This window comes from Roseateles noduli (genome assembly GCF_050626985.1).
Lineage (GTDB): Bacteria > Pseudomonadota > Gammaproteobacteria > Burkholderiales > Burkholderiaceae_C > Roseateles > Roseateles noduli_A.
Genome location: NZ_CP192463.1, coordinates 2,735,372 through 2,750,394, shown reverse-complemented (window position 1 = coordinate 2,750,394; position 15,023 = coordinate 2,735,372). Strand labels below are relative to the sequence as shown.

12 protein-coding genes are annotated in these 15,023 nt (G+C 71.5%); 3 read left to right on the top strand and 9 right to left on the bottom strand.

Translation table 11 applies throughout. From position 1 onward, the window contains the following. The first annotated feature begins 80 nt into the window (after positions 1 to 80). Complete coding sequence (locus ACQ4L4_RS12065) at positions 81 to 1,355, top strand: hypothetical protein (protein ID WP_431104459.1); 1,275 nt, start codon at positions 81 to 83, stop codon at positions 1,353 to 1,355. A 51-nt stretch (positions 1,356 to 1,406) separates the two neighbouring features. Here the strand turns inward: ACQ4L4_RS12065 and ACQ4L4_RS12060 are convergent, their stop codons facing one another. Beyond that, positions 1,407 to 3,071 carry an asparagine synthetase B family protein gene (locus ACQ4L4_RS12060; protein WP_431104458.1) on the bottom strand — a complete coding sequence of 555 codons (1,665 nt, stop codon included), beginning with the start codon at positions 3,069 to 3,071 and terminating at the stop codon, positions 1,407 to 1,409. Between the two features lie 225 nt (positions 3,072 to 3,296). Here ACQ4L4_RS12060 and ACQ4L4_RS12055 point away from each other — a divergent pair, with 225 nt between their 5' ends. Together ACQ4L4_RS12055 and ACQ4L4_RS12050 are read left to right on the top strand one after the other, a co-directional pair. After that, entirely contained in the window at positions 3,297 to 4,391 is a 1,095-nt protein-coding gene (locus tag ACQ4L4_RS12055) for a hypothetical protein (RefSeq protein ID WP_431104457.1), read from the top strand. A gap of 5 nt (positions 4,392 to 4,396) precedes the next feature. Beyond that, entirely contained in the window at positions 4,397 to 5,563 is a 1,167-nt protein-coding gene (locus ACQ4L4_RS12050; RefSeq protein ID WP_431104456.1) for a glycosyltransferase WbsX family protein, read from the top strand. A 40-nt stretch (positions 5,564 to 5,603) separates the two neighbouring features. Here the strand turns inward: ACQ4L4_RS12050 and ACQ4L4_RS12045 are convergent, their stop codons facing one another. Genes ACQ4L4_RS12045 through ACQ4L4_RS12010 form a run of 8 tightly spaced genes read right to left on the bottom strand, consistent with a single transcriptional unit; the run spans position 5,604 to position 15,023 of the window. Continuing rightward, positions 5,604 to 6,947 carry a 3-deoxy-D-manno-octulosonic acid transferase gene (locus tag ACQ4L4_RS12045; RefSeq protein ID WP_431104455.1) on the bottom strand — a complete coding sequence of 448 codons (1,344 nt, stop codon included), beginning with the start codon at positions 6,945 to 6,947 and terminating at the stop codon, positions 5,604 to 5,606. Continuing rightward, on the bottom strand, positions 6,940 to 8,394 hold the full coding sequence (locus ACQ4L4_RS12040; protein WP_431104454.1) for a lipopolysaccharide biosynthesis protein: 1,455 nt from the start codon (positions 8,392 to 8,394) through the stop codon (positions 6,940 to 6,942). The genes ACQ4L4_RS12045 and ACQ4L4_RS12040 overlap by 8 nt, the downstream gene beginning before the upstream one ends. A 10-nt stretch (positions 8,395 to 8,404) precedes the next feature. Then, complete coding sequence (locus ACQ4L4_RS12035; RefSeq protein ID WP_431104453.1) at positions 8,405 to 9,688, bottom strand: GNAT family N-acetyltransferase; 1,284 nt, start codon at positions 9,686 to 9,688, stop codon at positions 8,405 to 8,407. Beyond that, positions 9,685 to 10,995: a glycosyltransferase gene (locus ACQ4L4_RS12030; RefSeq protein ID WP_431104928.1), complete on the bottom strand. Its 1,311-nt coding sequence runs from the start codon at positions 10,993 to 10,995 to the stop codon at positions 9,685 to 9,687. Before ACQ4L4_RS12030 ends, ACQ4L4_RS12035 begins: the two co-directional genes overlap by 4 nt. Before the next feature lie 25 nt (positions 10,996 to 11,020). After that, a complete protein-coding gene (locus tag ACQ4L4_RS12025) occupies positions 11,021 to 12,229 on the bottom strand; it encodes a DegT/DnrJ/EryC1/StrS family aminotransferase (protein ID WP_431104452.1) in 1,209 nt (402 codons plus the stop codon). Positions 12,230 to 12,245: 16 nt separating this feature from the next. Next, positions 12,246 to 13,088 carry a tetratricopeptide repeat protein gene (locus ACQ4L4_RS12020; protein ID WP_431104451.1) on the bottom strand — a complete coding sequence of 281 codons (843 nt, stop codon included), beginning with the start codon at positions 13,086 to 13,088 and terminating at the stop codon, positions 12,246 to 12,248. A gap of 40 nt (positions 13,089 to 13,128) precedes the next feature. After that, the gene (locus ACQ4L4_RS12015; RefSeq protein ID WP_431104450.1) at positions 13,129 to 14,118 is read right to left on the bottom strand and encodes a hydrolase 1, exosortase A system-associated; all 990 of its coding nucleotides are present in this window, start codon (positions 14,116 to 14,118) and stop codon (positions 13,129 to 13,131) included. Beyond that, entirely contained in the window at positions 14,115 to 15,023 is a 909-nt protein-coding gene (locus ACQ4L4_RS12010; RefSeq protein WP_431104449.1) for a hydrolase 2, exosortase A system-associated, read from the bottom strand. Before ACQ4L4_RS12010 ends, ACQ4L4_RS12015 begins: the two co-directional genes overlap by 4 nt.

Here is a 15,023-nt window from a genome sequence, read left to right as displayed (position 1 = left end):
ACGACTGACCCCGTTTCGCCGGCCCCGTTGAATTTCGACGTGTTCGGACGGGCTAAGAATTTGTGGTCTGGAGGTGATCCATGCTTCAAATTCCACGCCCGGTCAGTCAGTGCGATCCGGAGTCTTCCGATCTCGACGTTGACGACCCGGGTCTGCTCTTTCCCCGTCGTCAGTTGGCGTCCCAGATCGCGAATGACCTGATGTCGCGCCCTCGCGAGTCGGGCTTGCTGCTCACCGGTCCGCGTCGCACCGGCAAAAGCACATTCGTCCGCGAAGACCTGCTCCCGATGCTGCACGCCGAGCACGACGTACACGTGGTCCATATCGATCTGGCGGCCTATCGGAACGCGGAGCCTGGACAAGCAAGCCTGCACGCACTGAGGACGGAGCTGCAGCGCTTCGATGGCGTGGTGCTGCGCGCGGCGCGGAGCCTCGGGCTCACGAACATCCGGTTGGGCGGCCTCGAGATGAATGTGGCCCAGGCCCAGGCGGTCTACACGGACGGTGTGCTCGATGTGCTCAAGGCGCTCTCGCAGAAGGCCGGGAAGCGCCTGGTCATCGTCATGGACGAGGTGCAGCGCAGCCAGTCCACGGAGCACGGGCGCAACGTGCTCTTTGCCCTCATGCGCAGTTCGGACCACCTGAACATCGGCCGAGGAACCGGCGTGCGCGTCGTGGCGACGGGATCGCACACGCACAAGCTGAGGAAACTGCTGTCCTCCAAGGAAGAGGCGTTCTATGACGCCACGGTGCGGGATCTGCCCCATCTCGGAACCGGGTTCGTCTTCTGGCTCAGGGAACAGATGCCGGGCCTGCTGAGGCTGAACCCGGAACTGATGGTCAAGGGCTTTGAGCTGCTGCTGCATCGTCCTCGCGAACTGATGGATGTCTGCAAGCAATTGGGAGAGACCGACATCCGATCGGAAGGCGCGGTCGATCAACTGTTCCAGTTGCTGGTCGCCGATCGTGCTGCCGAGGGCAAGGGGGAGTTCGTCGCGAAGCTCCGATCGCTGGCCGACCTGGAACTGGCGTTGCTGCGTGTGATGGCGGAAACCGGACCTCGCTTCTCGCCGCATGCCACGTGGTGCCGTCGACGCGCCGCGGAAGTCCTGGAGATGCTGCTGGGTGTTCCCCGGGCCCCGGATCCTGCGCGGGAGGACATCGAGTCGGCCCTCGACGGACTGGTGGCGCGCGGCATCATCTGGCGCGGCCTGGGCTTCGCCTTCGAGAACCAGCGCGCCGCGGATTGGCTGCTGTCGCTGGATCCGATCATGGACTTTCGAGGGGACCCGGACGACGTGTCGCCACCCGTCCTCACAGGGCAGCCCCTGGACTTCCCTGTGCTGGTGTCGTGACGTCCGGCGGTCCGAAAGTCCGAAAGTCCGAAAGTTCGAAAGGCAGCGGACTCAGACCCGGTAATTTGGCCGCCGCCCCCGCAGCCACTGCTCCAGCATCATCAGGATCCACACCATCTCGCCGTAGTACCCGGGGTGTTCCGGCAGCCGTTCCCTGAGCAGGCTCTGGATGAACTGCGGGCGGACGATGCCGCGCGTGGCCAGGCTGCCGAGCGAGTCCTCCGCCAGCGCGCGCAGGTTGGCGTCGCGCGTGGCCCAGACGCCGAAGGGCAGGCCGAAGCCCTGCTTCTTCTTGACGATGATCTCGTCGGGCAGAAAGCCGCGCAGCGCCTCCTTGAAGAACCAGCGCAGCTGCAGCCCCTTGAGCTTGTAGTCCGCCGGCAGGCGCTCGGAGAAGGCCAGCAGTTCGTCGTCCAGCATCGGGAATCCGACAGAGGTCCCCGCCAGCCGCGTCGTGCCGACCACCTTGGGCAGATCGGTGTCCGCCAGCGTGTAGCGCCAGTCGAAGGCCAGCATCCGGTCCACCAGCTTGCCGGTCTTCAGCCCGCCCCACACCTGGCGCTGCTGCTTCTGCGGCCCCAGGGGATCCACGCGACGCAGGAAGTCCGTCTCCAGCACGTCGGCCATGCCCAGCCGCGTCAGCAGGTTGTAGCTCTGCAGCCGGTCCGGCATCGGCACCCGCGCCTGGTCGATGTAGCTGGCGCCCTTCTTCAGCAGCGGCAGCTTGCCGATCGGCGAGCCGAACACCGGCTGCAGCACGAAGTCGCGCAGCGGACCCGGCACGTTGCCGTACCAGGAGAACACCGTCTGCTTCGCATAGCGGGTGTTGCCGCCGAAGAGCTCGTCCCCGCCGTCGCCGGCCAGCAGGTGCCGCACGCCGTTGTCGTAGGCCCGGCGCGCGCAGTAGTAGGCCGGCAGCGCCGAGCTGTTGCCGAAGGGCTGGTCGTAATGCGTTGCGACTTTCGCGATCCCGTCGACCAGGTCCTTCGGCGTCACGTAGTACTCGTGATGCCGGCAGCCGAAGTGCTTGGCCGCGATGCGCGCGAAGGCCATCTCGTCGTAGCCCTCGGCCTCGAAGCCGATCGAGTAGGTGTCCGCCGGCCGCCCCGCCACGCGGCTCAACATGCCCGCGACCGTCGAGCTGTCCGTGCCGCCGCTCAGGAAGCAGGCCGCGTCCGGCGCGTGCATCGCCCGTTGCACGGAGCGCTGCAGGATCTCCTTGAACTCGACCTTCAGGTCCTCGAGCCGGGGCGACGGATCGGCGCGGAAGGTCGGCGTCCAGTACGGCGTCACGCGCAGCTCGCCGCGCTCGAAGATCGCGACGTGCCCCGGCGGCAGCCGGAAGATGTTGCGGAACACCGTCCGCGGCGACGGGATGACGTGGAAGTAGAGGTAGTCGAACAGCGCCTGCGGGTCGAGGTCGACGTCGTCCCCGGCCAGGTCGTCCGCGCGGGTCGCGAACTGCAGCTCGTGCCCGACGATGCGGTAGCACAGCGGCTCGATGCCGAAGCGGTCCGTCGCCAGCAGCGTGCGTCCGCCGGGCTGCTGCCATGCCACCGAGAAGCGTCCGCCGACCTGCGCCAGCGCCGGCGCCGGATCGGTCGCCGACAGCAGCGTCTGCCACGCGGCGTCGCGTTGCGCGGCCGGGACATCGGCGGAGAGACCCGGCAGCACCGGTTGACCAGTGGAAAGGAAGGTGGCGGTGCTCGTCGTCATCGTTGTGTACGGACCGGCGAAGCGGCCAGGAGGCAAGGGAAGGGGCGCCCACGCGGCGTGGAATTCCCCCGGCGGATTCTGGCGTGGAAATGCGTCGGCGCACCCGTCCCCGACCCCACCCACTTGGAGGGCCGCGCTTCGGGGGGCGGCTTCCGACCATGCCGCACAATCGCGGCCTGCCCGCCGCCGGAGGCGGGCGCTGGAGCCGGTTTGCAGATTCACTGGATGCCTCACGCGCTGAACCCGGCCTATGCCGGCGTGCGCCTGCGCTGCCTGATGCCGAGCCGCGAATTGCGCCGCTCGGGTCTGGTCTCGCGCGTGCTGGATCCGGCGCCGGACTCGCAGCCGCTGCCCGAAGACGGCGTGCTGGTGGTCCAGGCGAAATGGCTGCTCGATGCCGGCTCGCCGGCCGCGCTGCGCGACCGGACCCGGCGTCTGGCCCAGGCCCGTGAACGCGGCGTCCGGCTGGTGCTGGACAGCTTCGACAACTACTTCCTGAACGAGTCCGGCGACCCCGCCCGGGCCGAGCTGCTGACCGCCTACCGCGAGGCACTGCCGCTGTTCGCGTTGTTCACCGTGTCCTCGCCGGGCCTGAAGCCCTTGCTGGAGGCGGAGCTGCCCGCCGACCTGCGTGCCGCCGCGCCGGTGCGGGTCGTCGGCGATCCGGTCGAGACGCCCGCCGCCGCGCGCGACTTCGAATCCTGGCCGCACCGCATGCATCCGGGTCGCTGGCGCGGTCAGTGGCGCGCCTGGCGCGAGTTGCGCGAGCACCGCGCGCAGCGCCGCGTCGCCCGTCAACTGGTGTGGTTCGGCAATCACGGCAGCGCCTACGCGACCGGCGGCATGGCCGAGCTCGAACCGCTGCTGCCGCTGCTGGAGGCCGCCTCGCGGCGTCAGCCGCTGCGGCTGACGGTGGTCAGCAACTCCGAGCAACGCTATCGCGAGCTGCTCGGTCGCGCCGCCTTCCCGCATCGCTACCGGCCCTGGGACCGCCTGCATTTCCTGTCGCTGCTCGGCGAGCAGGACCTGGTGCTGCTGCCCACCCGCATGACCGCCTTCACGATGGCCAAGAGCAACAACCGCATGCTGCTGGCGCTCGCCCAGGGCGTGCCGGTGATGGCCGACCCCTTGCCCGATTACCAGCCGTGGCGCGCGCACTGCGCGCTGGACGACTGGGACCACCTGGCCGACCACATCGCCGATCCGGCGCCGCTGGCCGCCCGCGCGCGTGCCGCGATGCCCGCCATCGAGCGCGACTACTCCACGCGTGCCATCGCCGCCCAATGGCGCGAGGCGCTGCAAGCCCTCGTTTCCCGATGAACCGCATGACGCCCGATTCCCTCGCCACGCCGGACCGCGCGGACGCGCACGCGTCTTCGACGCCGGCCTCCTCCGCGGAGAACCCGCTCGCCATCGCCATCGTGCTGCCGCAGTTCCACCCGTTCCGTCAGAACGACGCCTGGTGGGGCAAGGGCTTCACCGAGTGGCGCAACGTCGCCAAGGCCAGGCCGCTGTACAAGGGCCATTACCAGCCGCGCCTGCCGGGCGAGCTCGGGTTCTACGACCTGCGCCTGCCCGAGGCGCGCGCCGCGCAGGCCGAGCTGGCCCGCGAGCACGGCATCGGCGGCTTCTGCTACTACCACTACTGGTTCACCGGCGAGCGCCTGATGGAGCGTCCGATCGAGGAGATCCGCGCCAGCGGCGAGCCCGATTTCCCTTACTGCCTGGCCTGGGCCAACGAGAACTGGACCCGCGCCTGGAACGGCAAGGACCGGGAGATGCTGATCGAGCAGCGCTACTCGGACGAGGACGACGAGGCGCACATCCGCACGCTGCTGCCGCACTTCCGCGATCCGCGCTACATCCGCATCGACGGCAAGCCGCTGTTCATCGTCTACAAGGTCGATCACCTGCCCGATCCGCGACGCACGCTGGCGACGTGGCGCCGCATCGCGCGCGAGGAGGGCGTCGGCGAGCTGACGCTGGCCCAGTTCGAATGGAGCGGCACCGGCTCCGGCGCCGATCCGCGCGAGGTCGGGCTGGACCTGTCCATCGAATTCGCACCGGACTGGCGGCGCCTGGGCGGCAAGCACTTCACCGGCTGGAAGTCGCGCCTGGCGATGGCGCTGGGCCTGCTGCCCAAGGCCTACGGCCAGCACAACTTCTTCGACTACGACCGGATGGTCGACGGCGTGCTGGCCAAGCCGGCGCCGGACTATCCGTTCCTGCGCTGCGTCAGTCCCGGCTTCGACAACAGCGCGCGGCGCTCCTCGGGGGGCGCGACGATTCTCATGAACAGCACGCCGCAGCGTTATCGCCGCTGGCTCGAGGCCGCGCTCGCGTGGACGCGCAAGCACCAGCCGCCGCAGCGTCAGGTGGTGTTCATCAATGCCTGGAACGAATGGGCCGAGGGCAACCACCTCGAGCCCGACGCGCTGAACGGCCGCGCGCTGCTGGAAGCGACGCGCGACGCGTTGAAGCAGAAAGATTGAGGGGTCCATCGGTCCGGCGGACCAGGACTGCACCGGCTGCTCAGCGCCCGATCCGGGCCGCGCACGCGGCCTGGTGCCGGGCCACCGATCCCCGCATCGACGCCAGCGCGTCCTCGGTGCGTCGCAGGTCGTCGGCGATGCGCGGCGCGCGTTCGATCGCGGCCAGCCAGTAGTCGCACATCGAGGCCGCGTCGTCGCACTCGTGCAGCACGCCGCGATCGCGCAGCAGGCGGTAGACCGGATAGGACGGATAGGTCGTGTCCCAGCCGCCGCGGATCGTCAGCGGCTTGTTCAGCCCCAGCGGCTCCAGCACGTTGTGGTCCACGCCCACATGCGCGACGCTCGCCGCCGCGTAGAAGTCCCGCAGCTCGCCGACGGTGTCCAGCACAAGGCATTGCACGTCGGCCGCGAGCGGCGCGTCCTTGATCTGCGAGCGCCGCGTGACCCGCAGTCCCGCCTCGCCGAGCTGGCCCAGCAGCTCGCCCATGCGCTCGAGGTTCTCCGGATGCCGCGGCGCCAGGATCAGCAGCGCGTCGGGATGCGTGCGCCGCAGCCGTTCGAAGGCGGCCAGCACCTGGTGCTGCTCGGCGAGCTCGGTGACGCAGCCGCCGACCACGATGGGCCGGGCCGACGCGAGCAGATGGCCGAGCAGTCGCGGGCTGCGCGTGGCCTGCTCGACGCCCCAGTCGGCGCGGCGCATCGCGTCGAACTTCATGTTGCCCGTCACCTGCAGCCGCTCGCGCGGCGCGCCGCGCGCCTCGAGCTGTCGCGCGGTCTCGGCGTCCTGCACGCACAGCACGTCGAAGGCGTTCAGGAAGTCGCGCTCCAGCAGCCGGCGCTCCATCTGGTCCAGCCGCGCCGGCGGGTCGTAGTGGTACAGCCAGCCGTTGAGCATCAGCGTGGCGGCGTTGTGGCGGCGTGCCTCGCGCAGGAAGGCGTAGGAGAAGCGGCAGGGCGCCTCCGACGGCAGGCAGGGGATCTCCGCCACGGCCAGCATCGCCGGCGGCAGCAGGCGGGCGAGCCGGCGCGCATCGGCGCTGTGACCGCGGCTGGTGCAGACCACCGCCTGCGGCAGCCGGGCCAGGTAGGCGTCGCGGTAATGCGGATGCTCGGTGATCAGCACCGGACGCAGGTCGGGCCGCTGTGCGATCAGCCACTCGATCATCGGTGCGACCGCGTTGAGCTCGCCGATCGTCGTCACGTAGAACCACAGCGCCGGACCCGACGCGTCGGCCGGCGTCACCGAGAACGCGCCCAGCGTGTTGTTGCCGCGCAGGTCGCTGAGGCGCTCCAGCGCGCGGAACATCGCCCAGCGCAGCGCCTCGCCGGGGCGGATCGGCGCGGCGGTGGCGGGCACGGCCAGGGACGGTGTCAGCTCAGGCATGGCGGCTCCGGAGATGGGTCAGGGCGCGACGGACCTCGGTCATCGCCGGATGCCGCAGCAGCGCGGCGCAGGCCAGCCAAGCACCGGCGCCGGCGACGACGCACAGGACGATGCGCGGGATCAACGGCAGGCTCAACTCATGGCTGGCCAGTTGCGCCAGCCCGAGGCCGGCACAGCAGCCCAAGGTCAGTTGCACGCTGACCCAGCTGGGCGCGAACAGCTCGCGCGGCGTGGCCTTCAGCACTTCGGTCAGGTGGCGCGTGTACATCGCGACCTGCACCAGGTTGCCGATGACGAACACCGCCGCCACCGCGTGCAGGTTCCAGAACGCGGCCATCCCGACGCAGGCCAGGTGCGTCGGTCCGTACCAGAGAGCCACCGACAGCCGGCGGCGGATCTGGCCGGTGGCCGCCAGCGCGTTGGGCGCCAGCATCGTCAGCGCGTAGGGCAGGCCGGCCAGCGCGAGCAGCGTGGCCAGCGGCGCGGCCTCGTGCCATTGTGGGCCGAACAGCAGCGCGATGATGTCGCCTGACATCAGCGCCACGCCGCCCATGAAGGGCCAGGCGATGCCGGTGAAGATGGCCGTGCCCTTCGCGTACGGTCCGACCAGGCTGTGGCCGGCGCGGTGGTCCGCCGCCAGCGCGGGCGTCGCGACGCGCAGGATGGCCGAGCTCACCGTCTGCCCGAGCAGGTCGATCAGCCCCGTCGCGCGGCTGAACAGCCCCAGCGAGGTGAAGCCGAAGACCTTGCCGATGATCAGTTCATGGCCGTTGCGCGAGCCCGATTCCACCAGCCGCGAGCCGGTGAACATCGCGCCGAAGCGCAACTGCCGGCCCGCGCCGCGCAGGCGCGGCATCAGCAGCGCGTCGCGCGGCCGCAGCCAGACGAGGATCGCCACCTGCACCGCGATGCCGACCACCGGGCCCCAGGCCAGGCTCATCGCGCCATGGCCGCTCCAGGCCAGCGCGATGCTGGTGGCCGAGTTGGCGGCGTTGGCGCTGACCTGCACGAGGAAGATCTGGTGGAAGGCCATCTCGCGGTTGAGCAGCGCGAAGGAGGGCGAGGCCAGCGGCAGCATCACGAAGTTGAGGCTCAGCACCAGCAGCAGGTCCGCCAGCAGCGGCTCGTGGTACCAGTCGGCCAGCAGGAAGCGGCCGCCCAGGATCACCAGCGCGATGCTCCAGGCCATCAGCAGCGTGATGGTGAAGGCGCTGCGCAGCTTCTCGCGGTCGAGCTCGCGCTCCTGGATGAGGTACTCGCTGACGCCGAAGTCGCGCAGGATGGACGCCAGGTTCGTGACCACCGCGCACAGCGAATAGACGCCCACCTGCGTCGGCGTCAGCAGCCGCGCCAGGATCATCGTGGTCGGCACGGTGATCAGCAGGCTCAGGTAGCGCTCGCCGAAGGACCAGGCCAGCGCGCCGCGCACGGACGGGCTCTTGCTCATGAACCGGCCTTCACGACGCGGACTCCGCGCGCGCCGGGGGCGGCGTCGGCGATGTCGATGCCATCGCCGTCGCGGGCGTCGCTGCAGAGGCCGTCTCCGGCATCGCTGCAGAAGCCGCGTCCGGCATTCCTGCCGAAGCCGCCTCAGGGGTCTTGGCCGCACTCTCCTGCGCCGCCTCGGCGCCGGGTTCGCCGCCGCCGCGACGCAGTAGGCGCTTGAGCGCCGGCACCCAGCCCCAGCGGTACAGCGTGGCGTGATAGACCGGACGCGCGTCGGCGGTCCAGCGCGTATGCCACTCCATGACCTTGCCGTAGAACTCGATGCGGCGGATCGGACCGCCGGCCGCGGCCGCGTCGAACAGCTGCTGGAACTGCAGCTGGCGCATCAGCGTCGACGGCGACACGGCCTTGTGCGCCTCGTCGTAGGCGGTCTTGAGGATCACGATCTTGCCGCCCGACTCGATGCACAGGTCCATCGCGACGACGGCGTCGTCGAACCAGTACTGGTAGAGCCGGACCCGGCCGGCGCGCGCGAAGGCTTCCAGCATCGCGCGATAGAACTCGTACTGCGGATGCCCCGGCGCGATCGCCGTGCCTTCGGAACCCTTCCAGCCGCTGGCTTCCAGCCGGCCGTAGTTCGTCAGCGCGGGGGCGACATCCTCGGGCCGCGTCAGGCACTCCAGTCGCGTGATGGTGCCCGCCGTATCCAGCTTCTTCTGCTGCTTCTTCAGGTTCTGGCGCAGGTTCTTGCCGCGTGCTTCCCAATAGGTCGCGAAGTCGCCGGTCAGGTCGACCCAGGCGGTGTCGATGTAGTCCTGTCCGCGCCAGCGCGTGCCGTCGGCGGGGCGAGGGTGGAACAGGCTGTCGATCTGCGTCAGGCCCAGCGCGAGCGCGGGCAGCGGCAGCGCGCGCAGCAGGCCGTCCGCCAAGGGCTCGAGGGCCTCGCCGCCGGCGCTCAACCAGGCGCCCAGCGGCAGCTGCGAGGGCTGGAAGGTGGTCCATTGCGCGGTGCCGGCCGGCGTCACGATCGCCGCGGCCCGTGGAGCCTTCGGATCGCCGAGCAGCGCCAGCCGTTCGCGGCCGGTGCCGAAGACGCTCAGCAGCGGCGCGAGGAAGGCGCTCTCCAGGAACGGCAGGCCCGCAACGCGCGCCTGCAGCGCGTCCCACGCGGCGGCATGCGGCGCGAAGGCGGCCGCCGCGTCGGGCTGCGGCAGCGGGATCAGGGTCCAGCGCAGGGCGGCGGAGGCCGTCGAGGCAGGCGGGAAAGACGGGGAAGGCGGAGTCGTCGGGGTCATGGGCGGGCCTCGGCGGTAGGCATCTGGGGGGCGCAGGCCTCGTCGAGCACGCGGGCGAGTTCGCCGCTGCGGGACTCGCGCGAGGCTGCGGCGATGGCCGGCGCCGCGGGCAGCGCGGCACGGCCGTGGAACAGGTCGTCGAGGAAGCGGTCGAGCACGGCGGCCACGCCGGGACCGTCTTCCAGCGCCGCGTTGTGCGGCAGGCCGGCGCGGCGCATCAGCTGCGCGGTGTCGCCGGCCGGATCGGCCAGCGTCAGCACTGGCCGGCGCGCGCGCAGGTATTCGTAGGCCTTGGCGGGAATCTGGTCGTTGCAATCGTTGGACTGCAGCAGCAGCAGGCCGTCGGCGCGCAGCATCTCGGCGAGCGCGTCGGCATAGGGGATGGGAGGCGCGAGTTCGACCAGGTCGGCCACGCCCACGCGCAACGCGAGTTCGCGGACGAAGTCGTCGTGCGCGGTCGCGCGCAGGCGCAGCTTCAGGCGCGAGGCATCGATGCGGCCCGCGGCCTTGGCGGCGGCCAGCGCCTCGAACAGCCGCACCGGACTGCGCCAGTCGGGATAGACGACGCCGCTGTGCAGCAGCACGCGCGGGCCGGTGCCGCGTACCTCGGCGGCATGGGCCGCGTGGGCGGTGAGAGAGGCCTCCGCACCGCTGCGCTCGCCGCCGACGCCCATGGCCTGTTCAGCCTGCCGGAACGCGTCCTCGCTGTAGCCGTTCTCGATCACGCGGATGCGGTCGGCGGCGGCGGGGAAGCGCTTCGCATAGAGCCTGGCCGCGCCGGGCGTCGTGAACGTGAAGCGAGCGGCGCGCGCGAAGACCTTGCGCTCGACCGCCGCGAAGCTCTGCCACAGCACCGGGTCGGCGGGATACCCGTCGTGGGCCATCGGATCGCGGAAGTCGGCGACCCAGGGCAGGCCGCTGAGGCGGGACAGCCAGTCTCCGACCAGGTGCGCGGTCGGAATCGGGTAGGTGCTCCAGATCGCGTCGGGGCGGGTCTCGCGGATCAGCTTCAAGCCGGCAGGCACGGCGCCGAGCAGCCAGCTGTGCCAGCGGTCCGGGCGCGCCAGGAAACCGGGATAACGGCCCGCGATCGACAGGTGCCGCGCGGCGTCCAGCGCGAAGGCGCGGCGCACGATCAGGTCGGCGGGGATCTCCTCGACAAGGTCGGTGCCGGTCTGCGCATGCACGCGGGGATGCGCGGTCAGCACGCTCGGTATCCAGCCCGACGCGGGCAGCTGCTGCGCGAAGCGCAACGCGCGTTGCACGCCGCTGGTCCCCGCCATCGGCGGGAACTGGAAGGAGACCATGAGCACGCGCCGCATTGCCTGGCCCTCAGCGCGCGGGCGCGATGAAGAGGCGCTCGACCTGCTCGACGATGCGCCGCAGGTCGGCGTCGCTGAGGTCCTGGTGGCAGGCGAGCTGCAGCACGTGGTGCGACCACGACTTGCCGGCGTCGCCGGGCAGCGCCGGCACGCCGGGCCAGAGCCGGTCCCAGCGCGACACCGGCACGCCGAGCTTGCGCATCTCGGCGTAGCCCGGATCGGGCGTGCGCACCCACAGCGGGAAGACGTAGGGCGCGCAGTCCGCCGGCAGCGTCGGCAGCAGCGGACGCACGCCCTCGCGCCGCGAGAAGGCTTCGGTGAAGAACGCGTAGTGGTGCCGGCGCGCCTCGACGATGCGACGCCGCGGCACGCGCCGCGAGATCCATCCGCTGGCGCGCGTCAACGCGCGGTGCGACAGCGGCAGGTCGATCAGCGCCATGTTGGCGTCGATCTCCTCGGCCTCGTCGAGCTCGCCATGGCGGCTCGGCGTCGCGTCCGCGCCGCCCGCCCGGCCCTTCACCAGATGCCGCAGGGCGCTCTTGAGCGCGAACGCGCCGCGGATCAGCCGGTTCAGGCCGGTCAGCCGGTCGTGCGCGGCGCCCATGTGGAGGATGTCGGAGCCGGCCTTGACCTGGTCGATCCGCGAGGCCGGTGTCAGCGCCGGCATCGCCAGGTCGGCGCGGTTGAGCGCGAGGATGCCGCCCTCGGGCGTCGGGAAGAACTTGGTCAGGCTGGCGATGGCGACGTCGCCCCAGGAGCCGATCGGCCGCGTGCCGGCGCGACCGAACATCGCGTGCGCGCAGTCCTCGATCAGCGCGATGCCGCGCGCGTCGCACCAGGCGCGCACCGCTTCCATCGGCTGCGGCAGCCCGAAGTAATGCGGCACCAGCAGCGCCTTGGTGGCGGGCGGCACGTGGGCCGAGAGCCAGTCCAGTCGCGGCGCGCCGTGCTCGTCGATCGGATAGAAGGCGGCGTCGGCGCCGAGCGTCTTCACCGGCGAGACCATCGTCGGGCAGTGGTAGGTCGGCAGCAGCACCAGGTCGCCGGGACCGACGTCCAGGCATTCCAGCGCCAGCAGGATCGCCGCGCGGCCGCTGGTGGTCGACAGGTGACGCGGATGGTCGAGCAGGCTGTGCTGGTCGATGTGCGCGGCGCCGGCGAAGGTGCGCCAGCCGATGACAGGCAGTCGCGGCGCGATCATGGTGGGCGGCGGGCTCAAGTCGGCGGCCTCCCGGTCAGCGGGCGGTGGCCGGCGCGGCGGACTCAGGTGCCGAGGCGGCGGACGCCGCGGCCGATGCCGGTGACGATGCGGGCGAGGACGCCGGCGCGGAGGCCGCTTCGCCGGGCAGCACGAAGTCCGCGGGCCAGCGGTTGATCGCCATCAGCCGCTGGCGCAACACCGGGTGCGTCATGCCGGCGCCGTAGGCCTTGCGGGCGGACTCGACCGCCAGGTCGACCTGGTTGAGGTCCAGCGCGACCATGCCCACGTTGTAGACCGAGAAGGCGTTGTCGCCGGTCAGCTTGGACGCCGCTTCCAGCTGCTCCTTGGCGGGCGCGGGCTTGCCCTTGCCGTTCAGGTAGCCGGCGTAGATCAGGCGCACGATGACGTCGTCCGACTTCCAGGCCAGCGCGCGCTTGAAGTAGCAGTCGACGGTGAACAGCGCGTCCGGCGGCTGGTCGCGCTTGGTGCGATCGCCGTAGAGCATCATCGCGACCAGCGCGCGGTGGTGGTTGGGAAAGGCGCGCAGCGTGTAGTCGATGTCGCTGCCGATGGTGCCGCGCTTGCACTTGACCAGCGCCTCGCAGGTGTCGATGAAGTGGGCGCCCTCGACCATCTGCAGCGGCGACATCTGCTTGGTCACCGGATCGATCTCGGGCGCGTCCTTGTACTGGCGGTAGTCGTACGGGCCGTAGTTGTTGGCCAGTCCGCCGCAGCCCATGCCCTGCGCGACGGCGGCATGGGCGGCGACGACGCCGGCCAGCGCCAGCACGAGGGTGCGCCAGCGGGCGCGAGGCGCTTGAGAGGCGCCAGGGGCACGGGGGGCACGAGGGGCGCCGGGGGTAGCAGGGACGGACATGGCGGGGCTCCGGTGGGGCCGGGTGTACCGGTCAGGGCGGTCAGGCGGCGGCGGGCACGCCGCGCACGAAGGCGGCGGTCAGCCGTTCGACGTGGGCGCGCCAGGCGGCGGTCGAGAAGGTGTGGTCCGCGTCGGGCAGGTCTTCGCGGCGCAGGCCGGGGCGGGTCAGCAGGCCCTGCCAGGCGGGGCCGCCGTCGCGGCAGCGGTCCAGGAATTCATTGGCGCAGACATCGTCGCCCGAGAGGATCAGCAGCACCGGGCCGCCGAACGCGCGCAGGCCGTCGGCCATCTGCTCGGTGTAGTGGCGGGTGTCGACCAGACTCGTCGCGCTCGACGATCCCGCGGCGTATGCCGGCGCGCGGCTCTGCGCGAGCTTGCCCAGCAGCTCGCGCACGGCGCCCAGGCCCACGCGGCCGCTCAGCAGCTTGCGCCAGAACGCCGGCTGGCGCAGGCGGTCCAGGTAGTAGTGCTTGACCTGCGCGCGGGCCAGGCTGGTCGCGGTGCGGACCCAGGGATTGGCCAGGCACAGGCCGGCGACGCGCGGGTCGCGACGGCGATGCACGTAGAGCAGGGCGGCGGAGGCGGCGTCGCACAGGCCCCAGAGCACCACGCGCTTCAGCGACGGGTGTTCGCGCTGCCAGGCATCGATGGCGGCGGCGATGTCGGCGTCGAGCTGTTCGAAGTCGCGCTGCTCGCCTTGCGCGTCGCCCATGCCGCGGTGGTCCAGCCGCAGGCAGGGCACGCCGGCGCCGGCCAGCGCGCGGCCGAGCAGCGTGAACTGGCGGTGGCTGCCCACGCGGTACTGCGGGCCGCCGACGATCAGCAGCACGCCGGTGTCGGGAGCGGGCGCGTTCATCGACGTGGAAGCGGAGGCGGAGGTGAAAGCAGCGGCGGACGTGGACGTGGAAGCGGAGGTCGACGCGGCGGTGATCGCGAAGACGGGCTCGCTCAGCAGTCCGAAGAGCGCCTGGCCGTCGCAGTCGATGCGCAGCACGCTGTCGCGATGGGCGGGCGCGGCGGTCGCGTTCATGCGGGCACCGCCTCGACCGGTCGGGTCGCGAAGTCCGCGTCGGCGTTCAGCGCGGCGAGGCTGGCTTCGATCAGGCGCGGCGCTTCCTCGATCTCGGTGGCGGCCCAGAACGACGGACCTTGGCAGACGGCGGCGCGCACCTCGGCGCCTTGCGCGGTCCAGGCGTCGACGGCCATCGCCGCGGCGGGCGTGAGCGTCGCGTCCTCGCGCGGCGAGAGCTCCAGCCATGCGACGCGGCGCACGCGCGCCGACGGCTTCAACTGGGCGGATTCGAGACCTTCGGCCAGCGCGGGCGCGAGCAGGTAGCCGGCGATCTCGACCGGCTCGCCGCGCGCGAGCTGATCGCGCATCGCCTGGACGGCGCCCTTGGCCTGGCCGCCGATGAGGTCGGCCGCGACGCGCAGGCGCATGAACTGCTGGAGCTGGAGCTTGCCGGCGGCCAAGGGCTGCCAGAGCAGCAGATGCAGCGGCCGGTCGGTCAGCGCGTCGAAGGCCGCGGGCGCCAGCAGCGCACCGGCGCGCAGGCCCCACAGCCACAGCGGCGGCTTCCCGCCGCGGTCCGCGCCATCCGGGCCGGGCACGGCGCGGGCGTCGAGCCAGTCGACGGCCAGACGCACGTCGTGCTGCCAGCGTGTCCACGTGGCGTCGCCGAAGTCGCCGCTGCTGTCGCCGCAGCCGAGCAGGTCGATCGTCAGCACCTCGAAGCCGGCGGCGGCGAACGCGCGCGCGGCGAGGGCGATCATGCGGCGGGACTTGTTCATCTCCTCCGCGAAGGGCGGCAGGAGCAGGATCTGGCCGCGCGCGGCGCCGGTGGCGGGGTAGTGGACGCACAGCCGCTGCCCGCCGGCGCCGTCATCCAGGAAGAACGGCGTGGATGGGGAGGGCGGCGTGGTGGCGGCGGCCAT

What these genes read in the sequence shown, in the direction of transcription:
- ACQ4L4_RS12060 (WP_431104458.1), bottom strand. Translation starts at nt 3,071, where the DNA reads ATGACGACGAGCACCGCCACCTTCCTTTCCACTGGTCAACCGGTGCTG.
- ACQ4L4_RS12040 (WP_431104454.1), bottom strand. Translation starts at nt 8,394, where the DNA reads ATGAGCAAGAGCCCGTCCGTGCGCGGCGCGCTGGCCTGGTCCTTCGGC.
- ACQ4L4_RS12055 (WP_431104457.1), top strand. Translation starts at nt 3,297, where the DNA reads ATGCCTCACGCGCTGAACCCGGCCTATGCCGGCGTGCGCCTGCGCTGC.
- ACQ4L4_RS12030 (WP_431104928.1), bottom strand. Translation starts at nt 10,995, where the DNA reads ATGGTCTCCTTCCAGTTCCCGCCGATGGCGGGGACCAGCGGCGTGCAA.
- ACQ4L4_RS12065 (WP_431104459.1), top strand. Translation starts at nt 81, where the DNA reads ATGCTTCAAATTCCACGCCCGGTCAGTCAGTGCGATCCGGAGTCTTCC.
- ACQ4L4_RS12050 (WP_431104456.1), top strand. Translation starts at nt 4,397, where the DNA reads ATGACGCCCGATTCCCTCGCCACGCCGGACCGCGCGGACGCGCACGCG.
- ACQ4L4_RS12010 (WP_431104449.1), bottom strand. Translation starts at nt 15,023, where the DNA reads ATGGCCGCCGCCACCACGCCGCCCTCCCCATCCACGCCGTTCTTCCTG.
- ACQ4L4_RS12045 (WP_431104455.1), bottom strand. Translation starts at nt 6,947, where the DNA reads ATGCCTGAGCTGACACCGTCCCTGGCCGTGCCCGCCACCGCCGCGCCG.
- ACQ4L4_RS12015 (WP_431104450.1), bottom strand. Translation starts at nt 14,118, where the DNA reads ATGAACGCGACCGCCGCGCCCGCCCATCGCGACAGCGTGCTGCGCATC.
- ACQ4L4_RS12020 (WP_431104451.1), bottom strand. Translation starts at nt 13,088, where the DNA reads ATGTCCGTCCCTGCTACCCCCGGCGCCCCTCGTGCCCCCCGTGCCCCT.
- ACQ4L4_RS12035 (WP_431104453.1), bottom strand. Translation starts at nt 9,688, where the DNA reads ATGACCCCGACGACTCCGCCTTCCCCGTCTTTCCCGCCTGCCTCGACG.